This window comes from Actinomadura sp. DC4, from assembly GCF_030406325.1.
Taxonomy (GTDB): domain Bacteria; phylum Actinomycetota; class Actinomycetes; order Streptosporangiales; family Streptosporangiaceae; genus Actinoallomurus.
The window spans coordinates 185,093-211,604 of record NZ_JAUEQY010000013.1; the positions used below are offsets into that span (position 1 = coordinate 185,093).

16 protein-coding genes are annotated in these 26,512 nt (G+C 72.5%); 8 read left to right on the plus strand and 8 right to left on the minus strand.

Annotated elements, in window-relative coordinates; all coding sequences use genetic code 11:
- Positions 1-103: 103 nt before the first annotated feature.
- Both QWU11_RS22535 and QWU11_RS22540 read right to left on the minus strand, forming a co-directional pair.
- On the minus strand, positions 104-1,471 hold the full coding sequence (locus QWU11_RS22535; protein WP_290116238.1) for an MFS transporter: 1,368 nt from the start codon (positions 1,469-1,471) through the stop codon (positions 104-106).
- A gap of 70 nt (positions 1,472-1,541) precedes the next feature.
- Entirely contained in the window at positions 1,542-5,528 is a 3,987-nt protein-coding gene (locus QWU11_RS22540; protein WP_290116240.1) for a hypothetical protein, read from the minus strand.
- A 244-nt stretch (positions 5,529-5,772) separates the two neighbouring features.
- On the opposite strand from QWU11_RS22540, the gene QWU11_RS22545 reads away from it, so the two are divergent.
- Positions 5,773-10,407 carry an FHA domain-containing protein gene (locus tag QWU11_RS22545; protein WP_290116241.1) on the plus strand — a complete coding sequence of 1,545 codons (4,635 nt, stop codon included), beginning with the start codon at positions 5,773-5,775 and terminating at the stop codon, positions 10,405-10,407.
- Positions 10,408-10,414: 7 nt separating this feature from the next.
- Here QWU11_RS22545 and argF read toward each other — a convergent pair whose 3' ends face one another.
- Entirely contained in the window at positions 10,415-11,404 is a 990-nt protein-coding gene (argF, locus tag QWU11_RS22550) for an ornithine carbamoyltransferase (protein WP_290116360.1), read from the minus strand.
- Positions 11,405-11,522: 118 nt separating this feature from the next.
- Between argF and QWU11_RS22555 the strand changes: the two genes are divergently transcribed.
- The 4 genes from QWU11_RS22555 (at position 11,523) to QWU11_RS22570 (ending at position 15,347) form a co-directional block, all read left to right on the plus strand.
- Complete coding sequence (locus QWU11_RS22555) at positions 11,523-12,434, plus strand: ABC transporter ATP-binding protein (RefSeq protein ID WP_290116243.1); 912 nt, start codon at positions 11,523-11,525, stop codon at positions 12,432-12,434.
- A gap of 171 nt (positions 12,435-12,605) precedes the next feature.
- On the plus strand, positions 12,606-13,322 hold the full coding sequence (locus tag QWU11_RS22560) for an ABC transporter permease (RefSeq protein ID WP_290116361.1): 717 nt from the start codon (positions 12,606-12,608) through the stop codon (positions 13,320-13,322).
- A gap of 3 nt (positions 13,323-13,325) precedes the next feature.
- Entirely contained in the window at positions 13,326-14,267 is a 942-nt protein-coding gene (locus tag QWU11_RS22565; protein ID WP_290116245.1) for an EamA family transporter, read from the plus strand.
- 96 nt (positions 14,268-14,363) lie between these two features.
- Positions 14,364-15,347: a COX15/CtaA family protein gene (locus QWU11_RS22570; protein WP_290116250.1), complete on the plus strand. Its 984-nt coding sequence runs from the start codon at positions 14,364-14,366 to the stop codon at positions 15,345-15,347.
- Here QWU11_RS22570 and polX read toward each other — a convergent pair.
- On the minus strand, positions 15,329-17,041 hold the full coding sequence (polX, locus tag QWU11_RS22575) for a DNA polymerase/3'-5' exonuclease PolX (RefSeq protein ID WP_290116251.1): 1,713 nt from the start codon (positions 17,039-17,041) through the stop codon (positions 15,329-15,331). The two genes, QWU11_RS22570 and polX, sit on opposite strands and share 19 nt — an antisense overlap.
- Positions 17,042-17,149: 108 nt before the next feature.
- Positions 17,150-17,773, minus strand: coding sequence for a GntR family transcriptional regulator (locus tag QWU11_RS22580; RefSeq protein WP_290116271.1), 624 nt, complete (start codon positions 17,771-17,773; stop codon positions 17,150-17,152).
- Positions 17,774-17,911: 138 nt separating this feature from the next.
- Here QWU11_RS22580 and pdhA point away from each other — a divergent pair, with 138 nt between their 5' ends.
- The 3 genes from pdhA to QWU11_RS22595 are packed head-to-tail and all read left to right on the plus strand — an operon-like array spanning position 17,912 to position 21,248.
- Positions 17,912-18,970 carry a pyruvate dehydrogenase (acetyl-transferring) E1 component subunit alpha gene (pdhA, locus tag QWU11_RS22585; protein WP_290116272.1) on the plus strand — a complete coding sequence of 353 codons (1,059 nt, stop codon included), beginning with the start codon at positions 17,912-17,914 and terminating at the stop codon, positions 18,968-18,970.
- Positions 18,971-18,979: 9 nt separating this feature from the next.
- Positions 18,980-19,969, plus strand: coding sequence for an alpha-ketoacid dehydrogenase subunit beta (locus tag QWU11_RS22590; RefSeq protein ID WP_290116273.1), 990 nt, complete (start codon positions 18,980-18,982; stop codon positions 19,967-19,969).
- Between the two features lie 7 nt (positions 19,970-19,976).
- Positions 19,977-21,248, plus strand: a complete 1,272-nt coding sequence (locus tag QWU11_RS22595) for a dihydrolipoamide acetyltransferase family protein (protein ID WP_290116275.1) — start codon at positions 19,977-19,979, stop codon at positions 21,246-21,248.
- 76 nt (positions 21,249-21,324) lie between these two features.
- Here QWU11_RS22595 and QWU11_RS22600 read toward each other — a convergent pair whose 3' ends face one another.
- From QWU11_RS22600 to QWU11_RS22610, 3 genes are all read right to left on the minus strand, one after another.
- Complete coding sequence (locus QWU11_RS22600) at positions 21,325-24,615, minus strand: GH92 family glycosyl hydrolase (RefSeq protein WP_290116278.1); 3,291 nt, start codon at positions 24,613-24,615, stop codon at positions 21,325-21,327.
- A 187-nt stretch (positions 24,616-24,802) separates the two neighbouring features.
- Entirely contained in the window at positions 24,803-25,216 is a 414-nt protein-coding gene (locus QWU11_RS22605; RefSeq protein ID WP_290116279.1) for a DUF302 domain-containing protein, read from the minus strand.
- A 50-nt stretch (positions 25,217-25,266) separates the two neighbouring features.
- Positions 25,267-26,502 (minus strand): PrsW family intramembrane metalloprotease, encoded by a 1,236-nt coding sequence (locus QWU11_RS22610; protein ID WP_290116281.1) that lies wholly within the window; start codon positions 26,500-26,502, stop codon positions 25,267-25,269.
- Positions 26,503-26,512 lie beyond the last annotated feature (10 nt).

Below are 26,512 nucleotides of genomic sequence, written 5' to 3' on the forward strand. Positions count from 1 at the left end.
GCGGTGCTCGTCGTCTCGGTCACGTATTTCACAACATCAGTGTGGCCTAATTCCTTCCCGCGGCACAAACGGAATGCGGTTACCTACCTCACTAAGGCAAGCCTTACCGGCTTGCGGCCTCTTTCGCGGCTTCCCGCTGTACGCGGATTTGCGCGGGGACGCCCAGGGCGGCGACGCCTGCGCCCGTGAGGAAGGCCGCGCCCGCGGCCGCCATCGCGGCGGGCGTGCCGGCCGAGAAGCCGAGGGTGCCGAGCAGGGCGACGCCGATCGTGCTGCCGATCTGCCGCCCGGTGTTGATCGCCCCGGAGGCCACCCCGGCGCGGTCGGCCGGCGCCGCCTCGACCACGGTCGTCGTGGCGGCGGGCATCGTGAAGGCCATCCCGAACCCCGTGGCCATCAGGGGCGGCACGAGCACGAGGTACGGCGTGTGCGGGCCGGCGGCCATGAGCCCGAAGAGCCCGGCCGCCCCGGCGCACAGGCCGGCCAGCATCGTGGGCCGCACGCCCGTACGGCTCGTCCGGCGGCCGGACAGGAACGACGCCACGGACACCAAGATCCCCTCCGGCAGCAGGGCCGGCCCGGCGGAGACGGGGCTCATGTGGCGGGTGTTCTGGAAGTACAGGCTCGTGACGAAGAGCTGGCCGTAGAAGCCGAGGTTGATGAGCAGGCCGATCGCGGTACCGGCGCCGAAGGCGCGGTCGCGGAAGAGGCCGAGCGGCAGCATCGGTTCCGCCGTGCGCCGCTCCCGCGCCACGAACGCCGCGGTCAGCAGGGCGGCGACCGCGAACCCGCCGAAGATCACAGGGCTGCCCCAGCCGCGGGACCGCGCCTCGATCAGGGTGTACGTCAGCGCTGCCAGCGCGCCGATCGCCGCCGCCTGTGCGGGCAGGTCGAACCCGCGTCCGCCGTTCCCCGCGGCCCTCGGGACGTACCGGCCGGTCAGGAGCAGCGCGGCGAGGCCGATCGGGACGTTGACGAAGAACACCAGCCGCCAGCTCACGGCCTGGGTGAGGACGCCGCCGATCACCGGGCCGGAGGCCGCCGCGACGCCGGCGACGCCGCCCCAGACCCCGACGGCACGGGCCCGCGCGCCGGGATCGGCGTACGCGGCGCTCAGCAGCGAGAGCGAGGAGGGCACGAGGACGGCGGCCGCCGCGCCCTGGACCAGCCGCGCCGCGACGAGGGCGGCCGGGCCGGGCGCCAGGCTGCAGGCGGCCGAGGCGACCACGAACAGGCCCAGCCCGGCCAGGAAGACCCGGCGGGCGCCGAAACGGTCGCCGAGCGAGCCCGCGGACAGCAGCAGCGCGGCGAAGGTGAGCGTGTAGCCGTCGACCACCCACTGCTGCGCGCCGGCACCTCCGCCGAGGTCCGCCCCCAGCGCGGGCAGCGAGAGGTTCACCGCGGTCGCGTCCAGGATGACCATGAAGTAACCGAGACAGATCGCGGGCAGGGCCAGGCGCGAGGTGGTCATGCCGTCAAGCCTGGCCCGGGGACCTTTCGACGTGAGTCTAAGGATCCGGGCCGTGATCAGGCCGCGGGCGTCACCGGCCCGCTCCCGTGGCCCGGTCGACGACGGCGACCGAGACGCACGCCTTCACGGCGTTCGCGTCCTCGGGGTCCGGCGGCAGGCTGTGGCTGCTCTCCGTCCAGTCGATACCGGGCAGGACCGTGACGGGAGCGTTCGCGTTCGGGCCCAGGAACGCGTCGCGGCGCGCCCGGCCCGCGAAGTCGCGCCGGCCGTCGAGTCCGGCCGATGGCCCGGTCTGACCGGCCGACGGGAAACGAACGGCCGCGCCGGCGGGACGCTGAGATGTGGAGCCCTCCAGATCACCGGCCGGCGCCGGTCTCCGCGCCGGCCGCCGTCGCGCAGGACCCTCCGGCCGGCGGTGGGGCTCTGCCGTCACTCGTCCCGCCGGGGCGGGGATCGGCACCTTGCGGAGGCGATCGGCGTCCTCCGCCGGAACGAACATCTCGATCGCCGGCTCCCCCTGCGATCGCAGCTGAATGGGGACCTCGCCGTACACGATCTGGTTCGCGACGGCCGGAAGGAGGTGGCCCAACCGGCTGTTCAACGTCGCCTGGAACACGCGTTGCAGATCGACCGCCTGCCTGAGCGACGCGGCCCTCGCCTCGCGACCCGGAGACACCGTCGGGGGCGCGGACACGGTGATCCGGACGGGTGGTGGGGCGAGACCCACGCGCAGGTGTTCGAGCAGTTGCCCCGCGTAGGCGTCGACGAAGGATCTGACGGCGCTTCCGGTCCTGACCTGGCGTACGGCCTCTCCCCCTTCCGCCCCCACTTTCTCCACGTGTGCGGGAGGAGACGACGTCACGGAGGCGGGGAACCTCGGCCGTGGCGCCTGGTGCCCCCGGGGCGAACGCGGGATCCTCGCGGCCAGCCCGCGGAACGGGCGCCTGCCGAAGACCACACCGCTGAGCTCGTTGGCGAACCTCACGCAGTTGTTGGAGAAAACGTAGTAGGGCCGGTTCTGCACCGAGCGGACGTAGACGATCACGGCGCGCAGGTCGCGCGGTGTGATCGTGCGGAGGACCGACGCCGACGGGACATGACCCGTGTCAGGGCTCGTGATCACGCTCTCCTGCGCGCGGGTGAGGTCGTAGTCGCCGGCCGGCGCGAAACCGGCCGAGAACACACGGCCGTACCTTGTCCGGCCGTCGGCGTCACGGCCGAGCGGCAGCCTGATCTCCAGCCATACATGTCCCGCATCCACGAGCCCGCCGGTCGAGTCACCGTGGAGAAGCGTGCCCTGACGCATGGGCTCGATCGCGATGCGGAACTCGATGTCGGCCTCTTGGTGGTCCGCCATGCCCCACGCCGCTCGTTCGAGCTGGCCGAGGTCGTAGCTCGTGCCCGGGCTCGCGTTGAGCGGACGGCCCGGGGCCGGCGTGGCGGCGGCTTCGGCCGGCACCGCCCGTACGGCGGCGGCCAGTTCGGGAACGTCCGTGAACAGGTCGCCTCTGGTGGTCAGTAGGTAGACGTCGGCCAGTGCCAGCAGCGAGAGCGTGTCGTGTTCGATGCCGGCGACCAGGCGTGCCGCGGCTCCGCTCTCACCGCGTACGACGAGGGCTCTGACCTCGTCGGACAGGCCCCGGACGTCGGGGAAACGCACTCCCATGTCGAGGACGAACCCGGTCTTCCTCGCCACCTGCGCGTGGACGATGGCCGACAGCGCGGCCGGCCGGTTTCGCACCTGGTCGACGAGCTCGGCGGCGCGGGACCGCCGACCGCCGGCGGCGAAGTGTCCCGCGCGCCGGCCAAGCCACATCCCGGCGATGCCCGGCAGAGACTCCTGGAGACCGCGCCCGCCGGTCTGACGGGCCCAGGTGTCCAGGACGGCCAGCGTCCGTGGGTCGTGGTCTCCTGGCAGGTAGGTGCCCGGGGCGAGCAGGAACCCGGCGAGCCGGAACGGCTTCCCGTCACGGCCGGTCAGCCGGGCGACCTCCGCCTCGATGTCCTCGGGCGTCATTCCCGCGGTCATCGCCGCCAGCCCGTCCAGCGATCCGGCCTCGATGGCGTCCGCGAGCAGGCCGGTCCGCTGCGACTCCGACAACCCGGTGTTCCGCTCCGGCGGTTCGAGCCGGCCGGGGGGCGCCGCGCGGAACTCGACGCGGACACGGCCCGCGCCGACGCCCGGGTCGGTGCGGACGTCGACGGGGATCCGTGTCTCGGTGATCTGCCGTGCCGCGGGGATGCCGGAGTCGATGAGCCCGGAACGGACCCCGGCGAGGAAGGCGTCCCGTGTCGCCTCGGCGCCCCGGCGTGGCCGTGTCCACCGGTTCGCGCCGGTGGCCGGCCCTTCGCTGACCCGGACGGCCGGTGCGGGCCACCCGGCCCGCATGTTCCTGATGAGGACCTCGGCGTACTCCTCGGCGAGGTTCCGCACGTCGGCGTCCGGCCGAGCGTCGTTTCCGGTGAGCGGGACCTCCACCGTACGGTCGGGGTCGGCGTCCGTGACGACCGGAGGCGTGACCGGGTTTCCGGGGATCGACGAGGGCTTCACCGCGGACACGCCGCGGAGCGGGCCGGCGTCGCCCAGGACCGCCGAGCGCAGTCCGGCGGCGAACGTCACGCAGTTGTTGAGCATCCACTGGTAGGGCCGGTTCTGCGCCGAGCGCACGAAGACGATGCCGCGTCGCAGCTGCCGTACCGACACCTGCTCGGGCGCCTCGATCCGCGGCACGCTCAGAAGGTCCGGGCTGAACACGGCGCCCGCCGAGGACCCGAACACCGAGGTGCCGGCGGTGGGGTCCGCCGCGCCGAACCCCACCGTGAAGACCCTGCCCCGGTGCGCGTGCCCCGGCACGCCCACCGGAAGCCGGACGCTCACCCATACGTGGCCGAGATCCCGCCTTCCGGACAGCGGCCGGACCGTGACGGTGAACTCCACGTCGCCGCCCGGACGGTCCCTGATCCCCCACAGCGCGCGTTCCAGCTGCGCGATGTCATAGGCCGCGGCCGACCGCGCGTTGAGCGGACGGCCCGCCGCCCCGGCCGGGGCGGGCGCCGGCGGAACCACCCGGATCGCGTCGGCCAGCCCCGGTACGTCCGTGAGCAGGTTCCGCCGGTGCCTGATCCGGTAGACGTCCGCCAAGGCCACCAGCGACAGGGTGTCGTGCTCGATCCCGGAGATCAGTTCGAGGGCCGCGTCGAGCCTCCCCCGCCGCACGCGCTCGGCCACGCCGTCCGCCATCGACGGCGCGTCGGGGAAGTCGACGCCCATCCGCTGCTGGAATCCGGCCATGCTCCCGGACCACATCGAGACGATCCCCGACAGGGCCTCCGGCCGGTCGCGTACCTGATCCAGCAGCTCCACGACCTCGGACCGCCGCCCCTCCCGCACCAGGCCGAACAGCGTCCGCGTGAGCTCGTCCACCTGTTCGCGCGGCAGCTCGGCCCTACGCGCCCGCGGGGCCGTGGCCGGAGGGTCGTCCGTCCCCAACACCGAGGACCAGTGCAGCCAGTCGGCGAACTCGGCGGGCAGGGCGTCCTGCGTGTCGGCGAGGGAGACCTCGTCGTGGGCGTCAGGCGGCGCCGCCTGACGCCGTCTCTCGGCCACCTGGGCGCGTCTTTCCCGTATCTCCTCCTGGAGACGGTTCATCGGCACGCTTCTGCTGGAGCGCCCGCCGTTGGCCTCCCACCAGCGCTCGATCGCGTCTTCGACGTCCTGCAGTTCGCGTTCGTTCTGGTCGAGCAGGTCGGGGGCCGCCCGCCCCCCGTTCTTCCACCGGCGAAGCGCGCGGTCGACGGCTTGAAGAGCCGGTGATCGCCGCCGGAGCGGCAGGTTCGAAAGAGCCTTCCAGTCCTCGACGATGTCGCCCTCCGGGACCACCGGCGCGCGTACGGGAACGGCCCGCGTGGGCGTCTGGGCGATACGGAACACGCCGTCCACCAGGTCACCGACGGTGGCCTCGACACAGGCGGGAGAACGCGCCGTGGTGCTGTGACGCGAGACCCGCCATCCGGCCGCCGGTCCGCGCGTCCGGTCCTCGGCGTGCGTCACGGTCACCCGGCTCTTCCTGCACCTGTGTGCGGCTCCGGCCGGCAGGCGTCATCCTGGTGGCCCCGATGAAGAAGGACGGTCAGCGTACCCGTGGCGCGGCGATGGGCCGGCCGCGGGCGGCGAGGCCGGAAGGCGCGGCGTCCGCTGAAATCCCCCGAAACGTTTCTCGTGCTTTCCACGTCTACTGCGCATCGGGCACTGTCCGATATATATGTTCTGGCCGAAACGCGCGATGTAAGGGGTGAACGGGGTGACCGGTCCGCAGCTGGATGTCACCCCGGCTCGGATCGCCGTCTCGGCGCAGGGGATCGACGACGCGGGGCGGAGGCTCGGGACCGGCCTGACGGCGTGCCTCGACCGGCTGAACGCGCTCGGCTGCGTGTGGGGCGACGACGACCTGGGCCAGGCGTTCTTCAACGGCGGCGGCGGCTCGATCGGTTTCCGGCAGGCGCGGGACGGACTGCTGGACGCGATGGCGCATCTCGCGTTCGCGCTCCGCGGCCACGCCGTGGGCGGCGTCCAGATGGCCCGGACGTACGCGGCCGGGGAGTCCGGCGACGACGAGGCGTCCGCCTGGCAACTGGACGACACGCCCCAGGACTACACGCTGCCGCAGGTGGGGGCGGCGGACTCACTGGTCCGGAGCGTTCCGCCGCCCCCGCTCGTGGTCAAGCTGCTGGCGTGGCTGCAGGAGATGGTCGTCATGTGCGCGTGGCCGCGGGGCGACGCGGACGGAATGGAGCAGCTCGCCGCCGCCTTCGACGCGTTGGGCGGCGTCGCCGACGAGGTCACGGGAGTGGCCACGCAGCACGGGCAGGCGATCACCGGGGCCAACATCGGCGCGGGGATCCAGGCGTTCGCGAGGTCGTTCGCCAAGCTCACGAGTGGTGGCGGGCATCTCGTGGACGCCGCGCGTGGCTGCCGGGACCTCGCGGAGTTCTGCCGGTACATGGGCCGGGAGATCAGGGCCGCGCAGGCGCAGGTCCTGTGGGGGGCGATCTTCGTCGCCGCGCTGTGGGCGGTCTCCTGGCTCACGCCCGCGGGCAGGATCCTCGAGGAGGCCGTGGGCCGGCTGGTGGGGACCTTACTGCGGCGTGTCCTGCTGAGCGCCGAGATGCGCGCGGGCCTGGCGGGCGCCCTGTACGTCGGCGGGCTGAACCTCATCGGCCAGCGGGTGCGCGAGGACTTCGGGCTGCAGGACGGCATCGACTGGGCCTCCTTCGGCGAGTCCGCCGCCCTGGCCTTCGCCACCGGCGGCGCCATGGGCGCGGCGCACCGCGTGCTCGGCTTCGCCGGGAAACGCGGCAACCCGGTCGCGACCTTCCTGGCCGGCACGGTCCGCGGCCGGCTCGTCACCAACACCGCCCTGGGCGGCGGCGTCAACGTGGGTCTGGAGGCGTCCTCGGGCGACGGGCACGTCAACTGGGGCAAGGACCTGTTCATGGCCGGGGGCATGGCCCTCAACGGCGAGGTCATGGGCGCCTTCAAGCCCGCGTCTCACGACGGAGGACCGGTCCCGGGTGACGACGGCGTGGCCCTCGTACGGTCCGGAGGCCCGGCCGGCGACACCGCCCAGGCGACCGGCGATCCGGCCGTACGCTCCGGCGACGGCGTACGTGACGTGATCGGCGATCCGGCGCCCGCCGACGGGGTGTTCCGTGAGACGTCCGCCGGCGATCCCGAGCCCGGGGCGGCGGGTGACGGGACCGGTCCGGCGCCCGTACGGCTCGCCGGGACCTCGGCGGGGACCGAGCCGGTCGTCTGGTCCGGTCATCCGGACCCGGTCGCGCACCCCGGCGGACCGGCCGCAGGCCACGGGACGGATCCGGTCGTCCAGCCCGTCCATCCGGAGCAGCAGGGATCCCGGCTCGCGGATCCGGGCGGACCCGTGCCGCAGCGCGGAGGCGATCCGGCCGCCCGGCCCGAGCGGCCGTCCGGAGCGCGGCTCTCGGATCGGAGCGGATCCGGCACGCGGCCCGAGGACGAGCCGGTCGCCCGGACCGGACGGCCGGCGGATCCGCGGCCGCACGAGGCCGACCCGGCAGGTCACCTGGACGAGCCGGTGCGGGACGAGGCCGCGCGGGCCGGCGACACCCTGGTGTGGGCGCGCCCCGACGCGGCCGCAGGGCACTCTCCTGCCGGCGAGACCCGGGCCCCGGACTCGCCGGTGGTACCTCCCGTCCAGCACGCGCGCGAGAGCCTCCTGGACCAGATCGCCGCGATGGAGGCGCACCGGACGGCCCTGGTGGGCGACTCCGACCTGGCGGGCGCCGTCCTGCACCACCACCATCCCGACCCTGAGGTCGCGGCGCTGGACGCGGCGATCGTGGGTAAGCGCCGGGAACTCGACGCACTGGGGACGACGGCACGGCCGCCGGCCGAGGTCACGGTCACCATCGAGGGGTCGGCCGAGACGCTGCGTGTCGCGCCCGGCGAGCGCGTCGTCCTGGGGCGGCTCTTCGACTCGTCGGTGACCGACCGGTCCGTGTCGCGGAGACACGCGGAGTTCGGCGTCGGCGCGGGCGGGCGTCTGTGGATCCGCGACCTGGGATCCACCAACGGCACGGTGGTCAACGGCCACCGTCTGGGTGAAGCGGCGCGTCACCTGGACCCCGGTGACGTGGTGACCCTCGGCCGCCTGCACCTGGACTTCACGGTCTCCCATCCGGAGCCCGGGCCCGGCGAGGCCCTGCTGCTGGGGCGGCGCGTCGCGGAGCAGTACGGCCTGGTCATGGTGATGGACTCCGACGCACGGGACTTCTTCCACGCCTACACCGAGATCATCGGCTCCGGCGAGCCGCGCCCGGTGGGTCCGGACGGTCCCCTGACCGACCTCGCCCATGAGGTCATCGGGCCGGAGGCCTCGTTCGTCGACCTGCTCAACCTGCACGAGCAGGCCGTGCGACTGGGGTACGAGCCGCACGCCGCGCACGACCGCGGCGAACTCCTCGACATCCTGCGCTCGGCGTCGGACCCGCCGACCGACGATCCGCTGACCCGAAACGGTCACCGCCTCGGCCGGGCCGGCGGCATGGCGCCACTGACCGACCGTGAGGCCTCGGACCTGGGCCTGATCCAGAATCATCTGACGCGCGGCGACTCGCCGGACGCCGCGGGCTATCGGCGGCTGGTCGAGGTGGCCCACGCGGCCGGCTTCGGCGACTGGAGCGCGCACGCGGCGGGCCACGGTGCCCGCGCCGACCGGGACGCGGTCCTGGAGATGGTGCGGGTGGTCGGCGACGAGGACAGGTTCATCATCAACGACGCCCACCAGATGGCCGAGGGTCTGAGGGCGATCACCGGATTCGGCGATCCGGCGCCTGGCCCGGAGCGGTTCCCGGCGCACTCCCCGGCCTCGGAGGCCCTGGCGCGCGAGGTGCTCGGACCGGACGCCACAGTGGCCGACCTGCTCGATCTCGAGCGGGAAGCCCGCGAGATGGCGTACCGGCCGGCGGCCGCGCGGACCCACGGCGAACTCGTCGATCTGCTGAAGCTGGCCGACCATGACCTGGCCGGCCGGCGCCGCGACCAGGAACACCGGGCGTTCGAGCAGACGCAGCGGCTGTTCCTGATCCCGGAGCGGGACGCCGACACGGAGCGGATCGTGAGCGCCATGAGGGGAGAAGCGGACGCCTTCGCCCAGGAACGGCTGGAGAGCGCCGCGCGGAGCGGCCACCTCGGCGCCACCGCCCGCGGCGACGTCCGGTACGCACGGCCCGACCCCGGCGACGCGAGCCTGTACGACCTGGCGCGGCGCGTGCGGCCGGGCCTTGAGGTGCGGGACCTGATCGAGCTGTACCGGTACGCCGAGGAGACGGGCTTTCGCGGAGCCCACGACAGGCGGGGCCTGCTCACGGCCCTGCGCCGGGCCGACGCCGTGCTCGCCCCCGACCACCTGATCGCCCGCCGTGTGGCGGAGAACCTCCGCGTCGACCGCGCCGACGCCGGCAGGCTACGGGACCTGATGCGCGCGGCCGACCCCGCCGGGTCCCATCGGCCGACGCTGCCGCGCGCCGTCGCCCATCTCAACTGGCTGGCGAACCGGGTGCGCCCCGGCCTGCCGGTATCCGACCTGGTCGCTGCGTACCGGCACCTGCCCGCCGGGGCCCGGAACGGCACCGGCGACCGGGCCGGGCTGGTCGGCGCGCTGCGCGGAGCCGACCGCGCCCTGCACCCCCCGTCCGAGCGCACCGAGCCCACGTCCGCCCTGCGCACACTTCCGAACGTGCACGTGGACGCGCGGTTCGTTCGCGATGACGCGGGCCCGGTCGAACGCTGGCCGCTGTCGGCCGGCTCGCCGCCCTCCGGTCCGATCGACTTCACCGCCGCGTCGGGGCGGGCTCCGGCCGGCCTCCGCGAGCACCTGGATCATTTCCGTGGAGAGGAGGAGGCGCCGTACTACTGGGGAGACTCCAGTTTGGAGGGAGGAGCGCAGATCCGGCCGCTGGAGGTCGGGTGGAGGCTGGACCGCAAGGCGCTGTTCCGCGGGGACGGCCGGGGCCCCGACATCGTCTTCACCGAGGGTTTCCAGATGCCGGACCGGGGCCAGGGCCGGGGGGGCTACGCGTCGCATCCGGAGCTCATCTGCACGACCCGGTCGGTGGACACCGGCATGGCTTTCTCGATCATGTTCGGCCGGAAGGGCGGCGACCGATGGGTGTACGTGCTCGACGCGCCGGGAGGCTACGACATCGGCGGTGGTCAGGACGAGGTGAAGTTCCTCGGCGGGATCGACCGCCGGCACATCGCCGGGGCACTGCGGTTCCCCCGCGACGTCCCGACACGCGCCGACGGGCTGTACGACGCGCGGGTCCTCTACCGGGACCGCCCGCAGGACCAGGCCGAGTGGATGCCCAACCCGTACTACGAGCCGCACGCCCGCTGACCGGAGCTCAGTCGAGCGTGGCCACGAGGATCGCCTTGATGGTGTGCAGGCGGTTCTCCGCCTGGTCGAAGACGATCGAGGCCTTGGACTCGAAGACGTCGTCGGTGACCTCGAGGGCGTCCAGGCCGAACGCGGCGTAGATCTCCTCTCCGACGGCCGTCTCGCGGTCGTGGTAGGCGGGCAGGCAGTGCATGAACCGTACGGCCGGGTTTCCGGTCGCGGTCAGCACGGCGTCGTTGACCTGGTAGGGCCGCAGCAGGGCGATGCGCTCGGCCCAGACGTCCTTCGGCTCCCCCATCGACACCCACACGTCGGTGTGCACGAAGTCCACGCCGCGTACGCCCTCGTCGACGTTGTCGGTCAGGGTGATCCGGGCGCCGCTGCGCCCGGCCAGCTCGCGCGCCGCGGCCCGGACCTCGGCGGACGGCAGCAGCCCCCGAGGCGCGACGATGCGCACGTCCATGCCGAGCAGTGCGCCCGCGACCAGCAGGGAGTTGCCCACGTTGTTGCGGGCGTCGCCGAGGTAGGCGTAGGCGATCTCGTTCAGGGGCCGCTCGGCGTGCTCGGTCATCGTGAACACGTCACACAGGCTCTGCGTCGGGTGCCACTCGTCGGTCAGGCCGTTCCAGACCGGCACGCCGGCGTTGGCCGCGAGCGTCTCCACGTCGGCCTGCCGCTTTCCGCGGTATTCGATGCCGTCGAACATCCGGCCCAGCACCCGCGCGGTGTCGCGCACGGACTCCTTGTGGCCGATCTGGGAGCCCGAGGGATCGAGATATGTCGTGTGCGCGCCCTGGTCGTGCGCGGCGACCTCGAACGCGCAGCGCGTGCGGGTCGAGGTCTTCTCGAAGATCAGCGCGAGGTTGCGGCCGGTGAGGCGCGGCCGTTCGGCGCGATCTCTCTTGGCCGCCTTCAGCTCGGCGGACAGCGCCAGGAGGTGGTGGAACTCCTCCGGCGCGATGTCGAGTTCTTTGACGAAGCTCCGGCCGCGCAGCATCTGACCTCCCGAAGACATGTCCATGACTGTATCTCTATGCGCCTTATTGAATCAATATTCAAGGAGGACTTCGGGGGTCACCGCTCGGACCCGGCGGCCCACACCTACACTCAGTGCCATGACACCCCTCGCCGTCGACGTGAACGGCCTGGTCAAGCGGTACGGCACGATCGTCGCCGCGGACGGGCTCTCCTTCACCGCCGGACGCGGCGAGGTGACCGCCCTCCTGGGCCCCAACGGCGCGGGCAAGACGACCACCGTGGAGATCTGCGAGGGGTACCGCCGCGCGGACGGCGGCACCGTGCGCGTCCTCGGCCTCGACCCCCGTGACCAGGCGCTACGCGCCCGCGTCGGCGTCATGCTGCAGGCCGGCGGCATCCCGACCGGCGCACGCGCCGGGGAGTTCCTCCGGCTGGTCGCGAGCTTCTACGCCCATCCGCTCGACCCCGCGGCGCTGCTCGCGCGGCTCGGCCTCGACGCGAGCGCGCGCACCCCGTACAAACGCATGTCGGGCGGCCAGCAGCAGCGCCTCGCCCTCGCCGCGGCCGTCATCGGCCGCCCGGAGCTGGTCTTCCTGGACGAGCCGACCGCGGGCCTGGACCCGCAGGCGCGGCACGCCACGTGGGAGCTGATCGAGGAGCTGCGGGCGGCGGGCGTCGCGGTGATGCTGACCACGCACCACATGGAGGAGGCCGAGCGCCTCGCCGACCACGTCGTGATCGTCGACCGCGGCGTCGTGATCTCGAGCGGGAGCCCGCCGAAGCTGACCGGCGCCGAACGCCAGCTGCGCTTCCGCGCCCGCCCCGGGCTCGGCCTGGACGAGCTGCTGTCCGCGCTGCCGACCGGCACGATCGCGAAGGAGTCCCCGGCCGGCCACTACGTCATCGAGGGCGACCTCGTACCCGAGCTGCTGGCCTCCGTGACCGCCTGGTGCGCCTCCCACGGCGTCATGACCGAGGACCTCCGCATCGAACGCCGCACCCTGGAGGACGTTTTCTTGGAGCTGACCGGACGGGAGCTGCGCTCGTGACGGCCACCACGGCACGGGAGGTTCCGGTGGGTCGCCCCCCGGGCCGGCACGGCTTGGAGCTCACCGGACGGGAGCTGCACTCATGACGGCCACCACGGCACGAGTCGTACGGGAGCCGCGGTCGTGACGGCGGTGTTCACGCCGGCGCCCGGGGCGGCGCCGCTGCGCCGCATGGTCGGCGCGCAGACCGCGCACGAGCTGCGCACCCTGCTGCGCAACGGCGAGCAGCTCCTCCTCACCCTGATCATCCCGGTGGCGCTACTGCTGCTGTTCAGCTCGGCGCCGCTGCTGGACATCGGCCCGGGCAAGCGCGTCGACTTCCTGGCCCCGGGCGTCCTGGCCCTGGCGGTGCTGTCGACCGCCTTCACCGGGCAGGCGATCGGCACCGGCTTCGAGCGCCGGTACGGCGTGCTGAAGCGTCTCGGCGCCACGCCGCTCCCCCGCTCGGGGCTGATCGCCGCCAAGTCCCTCACGGTCCTGCTGGTCGAGCTCGTGCAGACGTTGATCCTCGGCGCGGTGGCGCTCGCGCTGGGCTGGAGCCCGCACGGGAACCCGCTGGCCGCGATCCTGCTCGTGCTGCTCGGCACCGCGGCCTTCAGCGGCTTCGGCCTCCTCATGGCCGGCACCCTGCGCGCGGAGGCGACGCTGGCCGCCGCGAACCTCGTCTACCTGCTGCTGCTCGTCCTCGGCGGCGTCGTATTTCCGTTGACAAAGTTCTCCGGCGGGCTACGTTCGGTCCTCGAACTACTACCGATCTCCGCGCTCGCCGACGGCCTTCGGCAAGTCCTCCAGCACGGCGCCGGGCTCCCCGGCCGCGACCTCGTCGTCCTCGCCGTCTGGGCGGTGCTGGGCCTGGCCCTGGCGACGCGGTTCTTCCGCTGGGAGTGATGGATGGCGCTCGCTGACGCCCAGGGCTCGTACGGCCGGGCGGGCCGTTTCCGCGCGCGGACGGTCTCCTTCCGGCCCTCGTTCGGCTCCGTGCCGCCGCCCGCGCTGATCCTGCTCGGCATCGTCTCGGTCCAGGTGGGCGCGGGCCTGGCCAAGAATCTCTTCGCCCGCTCCTCGCCGGACGCGGTCGTGATGATGCGGCTGCTGACCTCGGCCGTGGTCCTCGGCGTGGTCTACCGATCGTCCCTGCGCGACCTCCGCCGCCTGCACTCCTGGCGCGACATCGGCGTGGCCGCGCTGTTCGGCCTGACGCTCGCCGGGATGAACGCCTGCTTCTACCAGGCGCTCGCACGGCTGCCGCTGGGCATCACGGTGACGATCGAGTTCCTCGGCCCGCTGTCGGTCGCGATCCTGGCCTCACGGCGCCGGCTGGACCTGGTGTGGGCGCTCCTCGCGCTGGGCGGCGTGGCGACGCTGGCCCGCGGCGACGGCGACGTGTCCCTCGTGGGCGTGGCGTTCGCACTGCTGGCGGCGGCCGGCTGGGCCGCGTACATCCTGCTGAGCGGCGCCACGGGCCGGAGGTTCTCCGGCTCGTCCGGTCTGGCGCTGGCGAGCATCGTCGGCGCGGCCGCCATGCTGCCGGTCGGCGTGAGCACGGCCGGCACGAAGCTCCTCGACCCGGAACTGCTCCTCGTCGCGGCCGGGGTCGGCCTGCTGTCGTCGGTCATCCCGTACACCCTGGAGCTGGAGGCCCTTCGGCGCGTCTCGGCCCGGGTTTTCGGCATCTTGATGAGCCTCGAACCCGCCGTGGGCGCCCTGGTGGGCCTGATCTTCCTCGGCGAGATCCTCCACTGGCAGGAGTGGCTGGCCATCGGCCTGGTCATCACCGCCTGCGTCGGCGCCACTCGCTTCCAGCAATCCCCACCCGAAGCCCCCGAGGCCTGATCCCACCGCAGCGCAGGAGGGCTGACGCGGCCTCGCCGAGGTGCGGTCCGGCGGACCCGGATCCCCGGCGGTCGCGGGCACTCATACGATGATGGCGTGCGATCCCACAATCCCGTGACGGGGCTCATCGATGCCGTCTGGCGGCCCACGGCCGCCTCGATGCGGTGGCTCGCCCTCGCCGGGGTGGCCGGCAACGCGCTCATCATGTCGACCGGTGCCGCCGTGCGCGTCAGCGGGTCCGGGCTCGGGTGTCCCACCTGGCCCAAGTGCACCGGCGACAGCCTGGTGCCCACGCACTCCTCCGAGCACGCCGCCGTCAACATGGCGATCGAGTTCGGCAACCGCCTGCTGACCTTCCTCGTGCTCGCCGTCGGTGTCGCCGTCTTCGTCGCGGCGTGGCGGCTGCGGCCCCGGCGCCGCGACCTGCTGCGCCTCGCCGCGATCCAGCCGCTCAGCGTCGTGGCGCAGGCGATCGTCGGCGGCATCGTCGTCCTCACCGACCTCGACCCCGCCGCCGTGTCCGCGCACTTCCTGCTCTCCCCCGCGCTGCTCGCCGCCGCCACGGCCCTGTGGGTACGCGCCTCCGAGGGCGACGGGCCACCGCACCGGCTCGTACGGGCCGAGCTCGTCTGGCTCGCCCGCGCGCTCGTTCCGGTGGTCTTCGCGCTGCTGATCGCGGGCACCGTCGTGACCGGCACCGGGCCGCACGCGGGCGACGCCACGTCACCGCGGTTCGGGTTCCGGATCGAGCAGGTCGCGCAGTTGCACGCCGACCTGGTGTGGGCGACCGTCGGGCTGACGTTCGCGCTGCTGCTCGGGCTGCGGCTGACCAACGCCCCGGGCCGGCTGCAGCGGCGGGCGCTGGAGCTCCTCGCGATCGAGCTGGCGCAGGGCGTCATCGGCTACGTGCAGTACTTCACCGGCGTCCCCGGCCCCCTCGTCGTCCTGCACGTGCTCGGCTCGGCGCTCGTGTGGATCGCGACGCTCCGGGTCGCCTTCGCCGTACGGGAGCGGGCCGCGGGGCCCGATCCCGCGTCCCGGCCCGCGGCGCCGGTCGCCGATCAGCTCCCGTCGAGGTAGGCGCGCAGGCGGTCCAGCGGCCAGGTGTTGACCACGTCGTCCGTGGTCAGCCAGCCGCGCTGGGCCGTGCCCACGCCGTAGCGCAGGTTGGCGAAGTGCCCGGTGGCGTGGGCGTCGCTGTCGATGGAGAACTTCACGCCGTGCCGCAGCGCGCGGCGGATCAGGTCGGCGGGCAGGTCCAGCCGGTCGGGGAACGCGTCGATCTCCACGACGGTCCGATGGTGGGCGCAGGCCTCGAAGACCGTGTCCCAGTCGGCGTCGACCGGCGCGCGGCGGCCGATGAGGCGGGCGGTCGGGTGGCCGAGGACGTGCACGCCGGGATTCTCGACGGCGCGTACGATCCGGCGCGTCATGACGTCACGGTCCTGGGTGAACTGCGAGTGCACCGACGCGACGCAGATGTCGAAACCGGACAGAAACTCCTCCGGCCAGTCGACCTCGCCCTCGGGGTCGATGTTGAGCTCGGTGCCGTGCAGCAGCGTGAGGTCCGGATAGCGCTCGCCGAGCGCGTGCACGGCCTCGCGCTGGGCCAGCATCTTCTCGTCCGTCATCCGCTGCATGAACAGGTTGGGCGCGTGGTCGGTGATCGCGAAGTACGCCCAGCCGTGCGCGGCGGCCGCGGCGACCATGTCCTCCAGCGAGGCGGTCCCGTCGGTGAGGTCGGTGTGGCTGTGCAGGTCACCGCGTAGATCGTCGAGCTGTACGAGCCGGGGCAGCTCGCCCTTGAGCGCCGCGTCGATCTCGCCGCCGTCCTCGCGCAGCGTCGGCGGCACCCACGGCAGGCCGAGGCGCTCGTAGACCTCCTCCTCGGTGGCCGACACGACGAGGTCGCCGGACTCCACCTCGAACAGGCCGTACTCCGACAGCTTCAGCCCGGCCCGTACGGCGATCTCGCGGGTGCGGACGTTGTGCGCCTTCGCGCCGGTGAAGTATTGCAGGGCGGCGCCGTAGGACTCGGGCGGGACGACCCGCAGGTCGACCTGGAGGTCCTTGACCGTACGGATCGAGGTCTTCTTCTCGCCCCGGGCGATCACCTCGGCGACCAGCGGCAGCGCGGCGAACGCCGCCATGAGCGGCCCGGAGTCCTCGGCCGTGGCGAGGATGTCGACGTCGCCGATGGTCTCCTTCGAACGGCGCAGCGAGCCGGCGTACTCACACCGGCCGGCGAGTGGCGACAGCGCGGCGACGATCTCCTCGGCCACGCCCATCGCGACGTCGATCAGCACCCGGTCGCCGGCCCGGCGCATGAGCTCGATGCCGTGGAGGATGTTCTCCTCGGTCTTGGCGCCGAAGCCCTTGAGCCCCTCCAGCCGTCCGGCCGGGATCGCCTCGGCGAGCTCGTCGACGGAGGAGATGCCGAGCTCCTCGTACAGCACGAGCGCCTTCTTGGGCCCGAGCGTGGGGATAGCGGTGAGGGCGCGCACACCGGCGGGAATCTTGGCGCGTACGGCCTCGAGCTGCCGGATCGTGCCGTTCTCGCGGTAGTCGAGGATCTTCTTGGCGATCGCCTCGCCGACGTTGGGAACCTTGCGCAGGCCCTTGAGGTCGAGCGTCGAGACGTCCTCGGAGTAGCCACTGATGGCGCGCGCGGCCTTCTCGTAGGCGCGCACCTTGTACGCCGCCTCACCGGTGATCGAAAGCAGGTCCGCGAACTCCTGGAAGAGCTCCGCGAGCTCGTCGTTGGGACGCCCCATGAGGCGATCCTAGGCCGCGCCTACGACAGTCGCGTCGTCTCGAACCGGTGGTGGGGCGAGCGAGCGAGCGAGCGTCCGGCCGGCTCGGCGAAGTCACGGCTGGAACGGTCACGAGGGGGCGTAGCTCAGGACGTGGTCGTGCAGCATGCGGCCGACGCCGGGGTCTCCGCTCCGGAACGCCTCGGCGATCTCGATGTGCTCGGCGGTCTTGCCGCACAGCTCGGTGTCGTGGCGGCGGACCGAAAGTGTGGTCCAGATCTCGATGCCGAGCGACTCCCAGATGGACCGCAGCAGGCCGTTGCCGGACGCCTCGACGATCTCGCGGTGGAAGGCGACGCTGTGCCGCATGATGTCGGGGCCCTCCGCCGCCGCCAGGCGCTTGATGTGGACCTCCAGGCCCTCCACGCGGCCCGCCAGCCGCGGCGCGGCGAGGTCCGCGGCGGTCTCCTCCAGCCCGGCCCGTACGGGGAAGAACTCGGCGAAGTCCTCTTCGGTGAACTCGCGGACGCGCGCGCCGCGGTTGGGCATCGTCTCGATCAGCCGGAGCGCCTCCAGCTGGCGGAGCGCCTCGCGCACGGGCGCCTGGCTGACGCCCAGCTCAGCGGCGATACGGCGCTCGACCACGCGTTCGCCGGGTTGCAGGCGACCTGAGAGGATTCCCTCGATGAGGACCTGACGGATCTGGTCGCCGAGGCCGGTACGCACCAGGGCCGGAGCGTTGAGAGCGTTCACGCTGATCAATCGTAGAGGGTCCGGGGTCAGGGGACACGTACGCTTGATCTATGATCGATCATTGCTCGCCTCTTGATTGATGGGCGCACCCAGTGGGCAACCCCCGCCGGCGCCCCGCCGTACGAAGGGAACACCTCGATGGGTGACACCGAAACGAGGAGTCCGGCACGCCCCCGCCGACCGCGAAAGGCCAGGCAGCAGCCGAAGACGCTCGTCGCGTACTACCGGCAGATGCTGCTGATCCGCCGCTTTGAGGAACGCGCGGCGCGGGCCTACACCGAGGCGAAGATCGGCGGGTACTGCCACCTCAACCTCGGTGAGGAGGCCACGGTCACCGGCCTCATGGCCGCCCTCGAGCCCCGCGACTACCTGTTCACGAACTACCGCGAGCACGGCTACGCCCTCGCCCGCGGCATCGAGTCCCGCCGCGTCATGGCCGAGCTGTACGGGCGCAGCACCGGCGTCTCCAAGGGCTGGGGCGGCTCGATGCACCTGTTCGACACCGAGTCCCGGCTGCTCGGCGGGTACGGCATCGTCGGCGGCCAGCTTCCCCTCGCCACCGGCGCCGCGCTGGCCATCTCCTACCGAGGCGGCGACGAGGTCGTCATGTGCCAGATGGGCGACGGCACCACCAACATCGGCGCCTTCCACGAGTCGCTGAACATGGCCGCGCTGTGGGACCTGCCGATCGTCTACGTCGTCATCAACAACGGCCTGGGCATGGGCACCACGGTCGACCAGTCCTCGGCCGAGCCCGAGCTGTACAGACGCGCCGCCGCCTACCGCATGCAGGGGACGCGGGTCGACGGCAGCGACGTCGAGGCCGTACGCGAGGCCGCGCACGCCGCCGTCGAGCAGGCCCGTACGGAGAGCAAGCCGTTCCTGCTGGAGGCGACCAGCCCCCGGCTGAAGGGCCACTCGGTCGTGGACCCGGCGCGGTACCGGACGGCCGAACAGAAGGACGCGCTCAAGGCCGCCGACCCGCTCGCCCGGCTCGCCCTGGAGCTGGAGGAGGCCGGGATCCTGTCCGCCGAGGACCGCGAGAAGCTCGACGCCGAGGTGAAGGCCGAGGTCGACGACGCCGCGGCGTTCGCGGACGAGAGCCCGCACCCGGACGTGAGCACACTGTTCGACTACACCTACGCGACGCCGGTGCCGGGCGAGTCCCGCCGCCTGCCCGCCGACCCGGTCTTCTGAGGAGCCTCGATGGCCACTGTCACCTACCGTCAGGCCCTCCGGGACACGCTCCGCGCCGAGATGCTGCGCGATGAGGACGTGTTCGTCATGGGCGAGGAGATCGGCGTCTTCGAGGGGTCGTACAAGATCACCGAAGGGCTGCTGAAGGAGTTCGGGCCCCGCCGGGTCCGCGACACCCCCATCGCCGAGGAGGGCTTCGTCGGCGCCGCCATCGGCGCCGCGATGCTCGGCCTGCGGCCCGTCGTCGAGATCATGACGATCAACTTCTCGCTGCTCGCCCTCGACCAGATCGTCAACCACGCCGCGAAGATCTACGGAATGTTCGGCGGGCAGTGCAGCGTGCCGATGGTGATCCGCACGCCCGGAGGCGGCGGGCAGCAGCTCGGCGCCACCCACTCCCAGAACGTCGAGCTGTTCTACTCCTTCATCCCCGGCCTGAAGGTCCTGGCCCCCAGCACGCCCGCCGAGGCGTCGGCGATGCTCAAGGCCGCGATCCGCGACGACGACCCGGTGCTGTTCCTGGAGAACCTCTCGCTGTACAACACCCGCGGCGAGGTGCCCGAGGAGAGCGCGCCCGCCGAGATCGGCCGGGCCGCCGTCACCCGCGGGGGCAGCGACATCACGATCATCGCCTACTCGCGTATGGCGCACGTCGCCACCGAGGTCGCCGAGCGGCTCGCCGGCGAGGGCGTCTCCGCCGAGGTCGTCGACCTGCGCAGCCTGCGCCCGCTCGACCGCGAGACCGTGGTCGCCTCGGTCCGGCGTACGGGCTGCGCCGTGATCGCCGAGGACGACTGGCTCACGTACGGGATCGGCGCCGAGATCGCGGCGACGATCCAGGAGGGCGCCTTCGACTGGCTCGACGCGCCGGTGCGCCGCGTGGCGATGGCCGAGGTGCCGCTCCCCTACTCCAAGCCCCTGGAACTCGCCGCGCTGCCGTCGGCCGATTCCCTCGTCACCGCCGTGCGCGACACCCTCCGCGCCACCGGCCGCCGTTAGGAAGACCATGTCCGAGATCCTCATGCCCCGCCTGTCCGACACCATGGAGGAAGGCGTCGTCAGCTCGTGGCACAAGAAGCCCGGCGACAAGGTGTCCGCCGGTGACTCGCTCGTCGACATCGAGACCGACAAGGCCCTGATGGAGTACGAGGCGTACGAGGACGGCGTCCTCGGCGAGATCCTCGTCCCGGAGGGCGGCACGGCGGCCATCGGCACGCCGATCGCGGTCCTGGTCACCGATGGCGCCGAGCCCGCCGCCAGGCCGGCACCGGCGCCCGCGGCTCCGACCGCGGTCACCGATAACAACGACGCCGCGGCCCGTACGGTGACCGCGCCCGCCGAGGCGCCCGCGGACCGGAACGGCCGGTCCCGCCCGCCGTCCTCGCCGCTCGCCCGGCGGCTCGCGCGAGAGAGCGGCGTCGACCTCACCGCGCTGACCGGCTCCGGTCCCGGCGGCCGCATCGTCCGCGCCGACGTGGAGGCGGCCGCGCTCGACGACGCCGTGATGTCCACCGCGCCCGCGGCCGCGCCGCCGGTCGCCCAGGCGGCCCGGCCCGCCCAGCCGTCCCAGCCGGTTCAGCCGGCCGTCGAGGACGAGGACATCGAGCGGGTGCCGCTGAGCCGGATCCGCAAGGTCACCGCGCGCCGCCTCGCTGAGAGCATGCGCACGGCGCCGCACTTCTACCTGACGCGCGTCATCGACGTGGAGGACCTGCTCGCCTTCCGCGCGACGCTCAACACCGCCCTCGCCCCGGCCAAGGTCAGCGTCAACGACCTGATCGTCAAGGCGTGCGCGACGGCGCTGCGGGCCAACCCGGTGCTCAACGTCTCCTTCACCGAGGAGAACCTGCTCGTGCACAAGCGGGTGCACGTGGGTGTCGCGGTGGCGCTGGAGGAGGGCCTGGTCGTCCCGGTGATCCGCGACGCCGACCGCAAGAGCGTGTCGGCGATCGGCGCCGAGACCCGCGAGATGGCCGGGCGCGCCCGTGAGCAGCGGCTCACGCCGCAGGAGATGTCGGGCGGGACGTTCACCGTCAGCAACCTGGGCATGTTCGGCGTGGACGCCTTCACGGCCGTCATCAACCCGCCGGAGGCGGCCATCCTGGCCGTCGGCGCCACCCGTAAGGACGTGGTCTTCCGGGATGGCGAGGTCATCCCTCGCGACCGGATGACCCTGACGCTGTCGATCGACCATCGCGCCTGTGACGGCGCGACCGGCGCGGCGTTCCTCGGCCAGCTCGCGGACCTGCTGGAGAACCCTCTCCGCATCGTCGCCTGAGCCGGCCCGAAAAGCAGGGGTGCCCCGTCTCGTGAAGAACCACAGACGGGGCACCCCGCACCACTTTCTCCAGGCTCTAGGCGAACGCCCAGGCGAACACGTGCAGTGAGCCCGAGCCGGACTTGGGCGTGTTCAGCGTGACGCTCCTGACCTGCTTGGAAGAGTCCAGCGCGATCGGCGTGGCGCCGAACACGTACATGTTGATCTCCTGTTTCCCTCCGTCGGAGCCGTTGCGATACGGCGTCTTGGCGACGACCTCGTTGCCGAACCTCGGCGGGTACGCGTCCGCGCCCAGCGCCCAGTCGCTGAACTCCAGCGCGCCCGACGCCGTCGACCCGTCGGTGTAGGTGACGGTCACCGTCGAGGACGCGTCGCCATTGCCCGCCGCCCCCAGGAACGCCAGCTTCGACGCGCCCTGCGGTGCGCTCGGCAGGTCGACCACCTGGCCGCTGACCTGGACGTTGTCGAGCTGCCCGGTCTTACGGCCCGGCCAGGTGAACGTCAGGCCGTTCCAGCTCACCGGCCGGCCCGCCGTGAGGCCCGCCGCGGCGAGCGCCTGGGCGGAGTAGCTCCAGCCGCCGCCGTCGAAGTTGGCCTGGCCGGGGGCGCCGTCGTCGGAGATGCCGGCGTTGTTCTGGTACCACTCGATCGTGCCGCGCCGGGCCACGTTGAGGGTCATGCCGCTCGCGCCGACCGACGCGCCGGAGGCGGTCAGCTCGAAGGGCACCGAGTAGAAGTCCAGCTTCGCGTCGGCGGACACCGAGACGGTCACCTTCTGGTCCGCCCGGCCGGCGTCGCCGACCTGCAGCGTCCCCGAGGCGGGCGTCACGGTGATCCCCGCGGGCGGCCTGGCCGCCCAGGTGACGGTGTCGCCCTTGCCGACGGCCTGCACCCGGAGCGTCGCCTCGACCGAGCCGCCGGGTTCGAGCGAGGTCATCCCGGGCGAGACCGCGGACAGGAACGGCTTCGCGCCGGTGCCGAACGAGGGCGGGGCGTCCTTGGGGTCGCTGCCGAAGGAGGTGTTGGGCTGGGCGCCCATGGCGTAGTCGAGCCTCCCGCCGGAGGCGACGAACGACTCCGGCAGCCAGGCGCGCGTCGTGGCCCTGCCGCCGACCTTCAGCGACCGCACGTAGTAGTTCGCGTCCGAGGCGCCCGGCGCGTTGATCGTGATCTTCTGGCCGCTGGAGCGCCGTACGGTGATCTTCGGGAACTCGGGACTGTTCAGGAGCATCTCGGCGCGGCCCGGGATCGCCGGGTACATGCCGAGGCCCGCGAAGACCCGCCAGGCCGACATCGTGCCGAGGTCGTCGTTGCCGACCAGACCGTCCGGGCCGGGCTTGAACAGCGTCGTACGGGCCCGTGCGACGACGTCCTGGGCCTTGTACGGCTGACCGGCCCAGTCGTACAGCCAGGGCGTCTGCAGCGACGGCTCGTTGCCGAGGTAGGCGTACGGCTTCTGCGACCCGGCGTTCAGCTCGGTGAAGAACGTGTCGAGCCGCTGGGCCGCCTTGTCACGCCCGCCCATGGCGCCGAACAGGCCGGCGACGTCGGAGTAGGTCATCCAGTGGTACTGCGCGCCGTTGCCCTCGACGTACCAGCCGGGGTCGGCCGGGTCGAACGGGGACAGGAACGAGCCGTCGGCGAAGCGCGGCTGGATCCAGTCGTTCAGCGGGTTGTAGATCGTCTCCCAGGCGTGGGAGCGCTTCATGAACGTCTGGTAGGTGCCCTTGTCTCCGATCCGCTGGGCGAGCTGGGCGATGCCGAAGTCGGCCAGGCCGTACTCCAGCGTGGTCGCCGGGTCGCCCGGCACGTACCCGAGCTTGAGGTAGTCGCCGTTGCCGGACCGCTCGGTGTAGCCGGTGGCCTCGTCCTCCCCGACCCGGTTCGCGCCCTTCACCATGGCGGCCAGCGCGCCGTGCGCGTCGAAGCCGCGCGCGCCGAACGCGTACATGGTCGAGATGATCGAGTGGTATGGGTCGCCGTTCATGACGCCGGTGATGGTGTTCTGGTGCGACCAGCGGTCCCAGACGTCGCCGACGGAGTGCGCGTCGTTGTACATCGACTGGGCGATGTCGGCGCCGACGTCCGGGGCGAGCAGGGCGATGAGCTGCGCCTCGCTGCGGTAGATGTCCCAGCCGGAGAACGTCGCGTACTGGTGATGGCCCTTCCTGACCTTGTGGGTGCGGTAGTCGAACCCGGTGTAGGAGCCGTCGACGTCGTCGAAGACGTACGGCTGGAGCAGCGCGTGGTAGAGCGCCGTGTAGAAGGTCCGCAGCGGGTCGGCCGCGCCGCCCTCGACCTTGATCTGGCCGAGCCGCTTCTCCCACGCGCGGTGCGCGGCGGCGCGTACGGTGTCATAGCCCCTGGCGCCGACCTCGGCGGACAGGTTCCTCCGGGCTCCGTCGACGCTCACGTAGGACACCGCGGCGCGCATCTGCACCGGCTTGGCCTTGCTGGTGTCGAACTGCAGGTAGACGCCCGACCCCGGGCCCTTGACATTGACGTCCTTGGCCGTGATCTTGGGCGCGGTCTGCGGGAGCGGCCTGCCCTGGGGGCCGTTGTGGATCCGCCCGAAGATCTTCTGCGCCTGCTGCGGGACCTTGGCCGGCGAGTGTCCCCGTACGTCGGCCTGCCCGGGGTCGACGGCGTCGTCCTTCCACGTGCCGTACGCCGCGAAGGGCCGGTCGAAGGTGGCGCTGAAGTAGACCTTGTAGCGCGTGTCGGAGCCGCAGAAGCCCCCGGTCTCGGCCCAGCCGGAGACGGTGTCGCCCTTGACCGTCGCCTCGGCGTCGTCCACGCCGTTGATCGAGCCGGTCACGTTGAGCAGCAGCGTGCCCACCTTGTCGGTGGGGAAGGTGAAGCGCGCCACGCCCGCGCGCTGGGTGGCGGTCAGCTCGGTCTTCACCCCCGTGTCGGTCGTCATCGCGTACGAGCCGGGCTCGGCCCGCTCGTTCGCGTGCTGGAAGGTCTGGACGTAGTCCGAGCCGTGCGTCGCGGGCGAGTTCGTGATCGGCCCGGAGAACGGGATGACGGGGAAGTCCTGCGCGCCGGTGCAGCCGGGCCCGGAGATGTGGGTCATGCTGAACCCGCGGAGCCGGTTGTCCTCGTACTTGTAACCGCCGCCGGAGCTGCGGACCGTGTCGGGACTCCACTGCATCATGCCGAACGGCACGACCGCGCCGGGGAAGTCCATCCCGGCCCCGCCGCCGTGGCCGAAGTCGGGCCCGCCGTCCTGGGTGCCGGTGAAGGTGTTGACGTAGGAGGCCGGATCGAGCCCGGCCGCCACCGCCGGCAGTGCCGGCAGGGCCAGAGAGCCGAGAGCCAGGCAGAGAACCCCTGCCAGGCGCGTGCGCGAACGTCTGAGCACTGCTTCTCCTCAGGGCCGGGAGGCACAGGCTGCGCCGGCGGGGGTGGCGCAGGGATGACAACGTTGTCGTTGCGCGATTGTCAATCCGCCTGACCCGGACGGTCAAGAGCCGCTTCCGGCCAGTCGCGCGGCCGCGGCCGAGAAGAGGCCGCTCAGGCGGCGGCCGGAGCCCGGAGGGTGCGGCCGACTACGCGCTGGAGGCCGGGCCGACCGCTCGCTCGACGAGTCGCGTGAGACCGGCCTCGATGGCCCTGACCGCGGTCTCGCTCTCGGCCCCCAGCCCATGGCGGTCGGCGAGCCACGCGGCGTCGTTGTAGGTCAGCCACACCTTGCCCTCCGCGTCCTGCCAGGCGAGGGCCTTGATCGGCAGGTCGATGCCGCTGGTCTGCCGATCCTGCATCAACGGGGTGCCGCCCTGGGGGTTGCCGAAGATCAGCAGCTCCGTCGGCCGAAGCTCCATCCCGGCGCGGGCGGCGCCGGCCGCGTGATCGATCCGGGCGAACACGAGCAGGCCGGCCTCGGTGGCCACGGCCTGCAGGCGGTCGATCGTCTCGCCGGCGGACCAGCCGCTGGCGACCGTGACCATGCCATGATCGCTCATCTGTTCCCTCTCCCTGTGACGGCTCAGCCGGTCATACCCGATCGGGGGGCTCAGCCAGGCCCGTACGGACCGGGAGGGCGGAAGGGGCCGGGCGGCGGCGGGCCGAAGGAGGGGCCCGGCTGGAGGAAGCCCGACTGGTCGGGGCCCGCCCACGGCGGCATCAGCGGCCGCGTGCGCTGGACCTGGAACGCCTGCCGGGCCATGTGCATGAGGTTCATCAGGTCCAGCCGGCGGCGGTAGAACCAGGCCGGCTCGGCGACGCCGCGCTCCGCCCGCTGGTGCAGCAGCGCGAGCTCGGTCGCGGCGAGCTGGTAGTCGCCCATCGCGCGGCCCGCGGAGGTGCCCCCGGCCATGCGGGCCCACTGCCGGGCCCGGCGGCGCAGTGCGATGCTGCCCAGCATCTGGACGTCCTGCGGCGTGACCAGGCCCGTCGCGGCGTACATCGGCAGGTGCAGCCGGATCAGGCGTACGGTCTGGCGCCGCTCCCACGCCACGATGACGATCAGGCCGACGATGATGCAGAAGTCGATGCCGTACGCCACGGTCAGGCCCCGCAGGCCGAAGGCGGTGGAGAAGTTCCACGCGCCGTGCAGGATCATCGCCCCGCACAGGCCCGCGATGGGCGCGGCGACCCGCGCCGCCCCCCGGTGCAGCGCCGCGTACGCCACCCCGAGCCCGGTCATCGAGGTGAACAGCGGGTGCCCGAACGGTGAGATCACGCCGCGCATGATGAACACGGCCTCGAGGTTGTGCTGGTCGATCGCCCGCATGTAGTAGCCGATGTTCTCCATCATCGCGAAGCCGAGGGCGACCATGCCGGCGTAGATGATGCCGTCGGTCAGCCCGTCCAGCTCGTGCCGGCGGAACCACAGGAAGCCGAACAGCACGGCGCCCTTGAGCGACTCCTCGACCAGCGGGGCCCCGATGGAGGCGGTGACGAGCTCTCCCCGCTCGCCGAAGACGGGCTTGGTCAGCAGCTCATAGCCCGCCGTGTTGAGCAGCAGCGCGCCCAGGACGGCCACGCCCGCGCCCCACATGAAGGCGAACACCAGGGCCCGCCACGGCTCGGGTTCGAGCCGGTCGAGCATGAGCACGAGCGCCACGAGCAGCGGCACCGGCAGGATCGCCAGGATGAACCCGATGACGAACGGCGCTCCGTTGAGCGCGTCGATGCCCAGGACGACCAGCGCGCACAGGGAGGTGACGATGAGGCCGACGATCAGGCCGACCGGGGCCCGTCCGGGCATGCGGCCTTCGAGGACAGCCTTGGGATCAACGCGCGCCATGCCGCGACAT

Excerpts from the sequence above, each read along its gene's own strand:
- QWU11_RS22535 (WP_290116238.1), bottom strand. The coding sequence starts at position 1,471 with ATGACCACCTCGCGCCTGGCCCTGCCCGCGATCTGTCTCGGTTACTTC.
- argF (WP_290116360.1), bottom strand. The coding sequence starts at position 11,404 with ATGCTGCGCGGCCGGAGCTTCGTCAAAGAACTCGACATCGCGCCGGAG.
- QWU11_RS22555 (WP_290116243.1), top strand. The coding sequence starts at position 11,523 with ATGACACCCCTCGCCGTCGACGTGAACGGCCTGGTCAAGCGGTACGGC.
- QWU11_RS22560 (WP_290116361.1), top strand. The coding sequence starts at position 12,606 with ATGGTCGGCGCGCAGACCGCGCACGAGCTGCGCACCCTGCTGCGCAAC.
- QWU11_RS22565 (WP_290116245.1), top strand. The coding sequence starts at position 13,326 with ATGGCGCTCGCTGACGCCCAGGGCTCGTACGGCCGGGCGGGCCGTTTC.
- polX (WP_290116251.1), bottom strand. The coding sequence starts at position 17,041 with ATGGGGCGTCCCAACGACGAGCTCGCGGAGCTCTTCCAGGAGTTCGCG.
- pdhA (WP_290116272.1), top strand. The coding sequence starts at position 17,912 with ATGGGTGACACCGAAACGAGGAGTCCGGCACGCCCCCGCCGACCGCGA.
- QWU11_RS22590 (WP_290116273.1), top strand. The coding sequence starts at position 18,980 with ATGGCCACTGTCACCTACCGTCAGGCCCTCCGGGACACGCTCCGCGCC.
- QWU11_RS22595 (WP_290116275.1), top strand. The coding sequence starts at position 19,977 with ATGTCCGAGATCCTCATGCCCCGCCTGTCCGACACCATGGAGGAAGGC.
- QWU11_RS22605 (WP_290116279.1), bottom strand. The coding sequence starts at position 25,216 with ATGAGCGATCATGGCATGGTCACGGTCGCCAGCGGCTGGTCCGCCGGC.
- QWU11_RS22610 (WP_290116281.1), bottom strand. The coding sequence starts at position 26,502 with ATGGCGCGCGTTGATCCCAAGGCTGTCCTCGAAGGCCGCATGCCCGGA.